The organism is Pseudovibrio ascidiaceicola, from assembly GCF_900114245.1.
In the GTDB taxonomy this organism is placed as follows: domain Bacteria; phylum Pseudomonadota; class Alphaproteobacteria; order Rhizobiales; family Stappiaceae; genus Pseudovibrio; species Pseudovibrio ascidiaceicola.
Window position 1 is genome coordinate 1 of the sequence record NZ_FOSK01000037.1, and the last position, 3,664, is coordinate 3,664.

Consider the following 3,664-nt stretch of genomic DNA (forward strand, 5'->3'; position numbering starts at 1 on the left):
CAACACTGGAGCCATAACCATCCACTGCAGCACCCTGCGCATCAACAACATGAGTGACAGAGGAAACAACCTCGGAGGAAATAATAACAGGGGCATCAGCTGCACCATTAATTGTAACCGTAACCGTCTTGGTAACGGGCTCTGCTGTGCCATCGCTTACTGTGTAAGTGAAGGTATCTGTTGCAGTTTCACCAACAGCCAGATACTCGAACTGGCCTTTCGGATCATACTGAAACTTGCCATCAACAAGAGACACTTCACCTGTCGTGCCGCTAGCATCGAATGTAATGGTGTGGGTGTCGGAGCTGTCTGCATCTGAGAACGCAGGCTCAATCAGAACACTGTAGTCCTCTGAAGTTGATGTCGCGATGTCTGAGACAATTGGAGCATCATTTGTACCATTGATGGTGATCGTTGCTGTCTTGGTGACTACCCCGCCATTGCCGTCATCAATGGTGTAGGTGAAGGTGTCGGTTGCAATCTCACCAACAGCCAGATGTTCAAACTGGCCATTTGGATCATACCAGAACTTGCCATCAACAAGAGACACTTCACCTGTCGCACCGCTGGCATCAAATGTGATGGTGTGGGTGTCGGAGCTGTCGACATCCGAAAACACAGGTTCTATGAGAATGCTGTTGTCTTCAGAAGTCGACGTCCCGATATCTGAGACAACTGGAGCATCATTAGCACCATTGATGGTGACGGTGACTGTCTTGGTAATTGGCTCTGCGGTGCCATCACTCACGGTGTAAGTGAATGTATCTGTTGCTGTTTCACCAACAGCCAGGTGCTCAAACTGACCGTTCGGGTCATATTGGAATTTGCCATCAATAAGAGACACTTCACCTGTCGTGCCGCTGGCATCAAACGTAATGGTGGCAGTGTCGGCTGCATCCGGGTCGATATAAGCGGGCTCGATCAGAACACTGTCATCTTCCGAAGTGGAAGCAGCAATATCAGAGACAACCGGAGCATCGTTGGTGCCAACGATGGTGACAGTCACTGGCTGGGTCGCAACTCCCCCATTGCCATCATCTAGTGTCACAGTGAACACAAGCTCAACCTGTTCGCCTGCTGCCAGATAATCGAACACGGTGGAAGCAGCAGAGAAAGTCAGATCGATGGTACCTTCAACGCTTGAAGCCGAAGACGTAACTCCTGTAACGCTCAGCAGAGCTTTGAGGTCATCATCACTCAAGGATGACAGGCCAGAGGTGACACCGGTTGCGCTGACTTCTGTGATGCTGGCGGTGTGAGCATCATCAGATACATCCACATCCGTAAAGGCCAGCTGAAGGCTCTGGGTAATTGGCGAGGTGCCGGTGCTTTCTACAAGGCTAAGCGCGTCAGAGATCTGAACAGGTTCATTGTAACTGTAACCACCAGAGGTATCGGGCTTAAACACATAAACCGATCCCGCCCGGTTGTTTTCATACCATGCACCGACAGTGATTTCGCCTACATCGTTGATCGCAACTGAAAAGCCAAAATACGAATCTACCGCCCCATCGGGAGCAGTTAATTTGTATTCAGCATACCCACCGAAACCATCTGGAACATATGCATAGACTGAGCCCGATTTATCCCCATTATCATCATCATTGTAAGCACCAATAACAATTACTCCGGCATCATTTACTGCAACGCCAGTGCCAAAATAATCATTCTGAGTACCATCTGATGCCGTTAGTTTAGTCTCAGAATATCCACCTTCTCCATCAGGAGTATAAATATAGGCTGATCCAGAGTTATTTCCGAGGTCATCATTGTTGCGAGCACCAACGACAATCAAACCATTCTCATTGATTGCAATCGCATCACCAAAGTGATCATCATCCGCTCGATCAGAAGCCGTCAACTTGACCTCTGAGTATCCACCGGAAGAATCCGGAACAAAAACAGAAACGTAGCCAGCGGAGTTAAACTCTCCGCCCTGACCTGTAGGATAACTTGCTATAGAGGTAGATGCACCAACAACAATTATTCCTGCATCATTTACTTCCACAGATCGGCCAAAATTGTCATTGGCGCTAAGAGTAGCAGACGTCAACTCAATTTCCGAGTACCCACCAAAACCATTAGGCACATAAGCAAATGCAGCACCTGCTACCTGCAAATCTCCGCCTGGTTTGTTATATTGCTCACCAACAATAATTAGGCCTGAGTTACTTACCGCAACTGCGTAGCCAAAACTATACGAGTTCCCAGGAATCTTCACTTCACTATAATTACCAGAACCGTCTGGTTGGTAGACATAAACAGAACTTTTAGCTCCGACTACAACCAAACCACTATCATTTATAGCAGTTGCATAACCAAAATTCTCATACTCAGTACCATCAGAGGCAATCAGCTTAACTTCCTGAACCCCTCCATGCCCATCTGGCCTGTAAACATAAACAGCTCCGCTATTTTTTTCATTGCCATCTCCATGCCGCGCACCTGCGACTACAGTGCCAGAGGAATTTACTGATACTGATAGACCAAGGTCATCATTTTTCTCCCCATCGGAGGCCGCAAACTTCACTGGTTCGGGGGCATTTTGCGTTTTAGCTGCAAACACCGGCGCATCGTTGGCACCATTGATGGTGATCGTTGCAGTCTTGGTAACTACTCCGCCATTGCCATCATCAACAGTGTAGGTGAAGGTGTCAGTTGCAGTCTCACCAACAGCCAGATGCTCGAACTGATCGTTCGGATCATATTGGAATTTGCCATCAACAAGAGACACTTCACCTGTCGTGCCGCTGGCATCAAACGTGATGGAATGAGTGTCGGAGCTGTCTGCATCAGAGAACTCTGGTTCAATGAGAACGCTGTTGTCTTCAGAAGTCGATGTCACGATGTCTGAGACAATTGGAGTATCATTAGCGCCATTGATGGTGATCGTTGCAGTCTTGGTGACTACTCCGCCGTTGCCGTCATCGACAGTATAGGTGAAGGTGTCGGTTGCTGTCTCACCAACAGCCAGATGCTCGAACTGATCGTTCGGATCATATTGGAATTTGCCATCAACAAGAGACACTTCACCTGTCGTGCCGCTGGCATCGAATGTAATGGTGTGGGTGTCGGAGCTGTCTGCATCTGAGAACGCAGGCTCAATCAGAACACTGTTGTCCTCTGAAGTTGATGTCACGATGTCTGAGACAATTGGAGCATCATTAGCGCCATTGATTGTAACCGTTGCAGTCTTGGTGACTATTCCGCCATTGCCATCATCGACGGTATAGGTGAAGGTGTCAGTAGCTGTCTCGCCAACTGCCAGTTGCTCAAACTGACCATTTGGATCATACCTGAACTTGCCATCAGCAAGAGACACTTCGCCTGTCGTACCACTGGCATCAAAGATGATGGTGTGGGTGTCGGAGCTATCTGCATCTGAGAACACAGGTTCAATGAGAACGCTGTTGTCTTCAGAAGTCGATGTCGCAATGTCTGAGACAACTGGAGCATCATTAGCACCATTGATGGTGACGGTGACTGTCTTAGTAATTGGCTCTGCGGTGCCATCACTCACGGTGTAAGTGAATGTATCTGTTGCTGTTTCACCAACAGCCAGGTGCTCAAACTGACCGTTCGGATCATATTGGAATTTGCCATCAATAAGAGACACTTCACCTGTCGTGCCACTGGCATCAAACGTGATGGTGGCTGTATCGGA

Annotated in this window: 1 protein-coding gene; it reads right to left on the minus strand. The window is 48.3% G+C overall.

Features of this window, described 5'->3' with window-relative positions:
* Window positions 1-3,664: VCBS domain-containing protein (locus BM231_RS26710; RefSeq protein ID WP_139226424.1), on the minus strand; the 3,664-nt coding region annotated here is incomplete at both ends.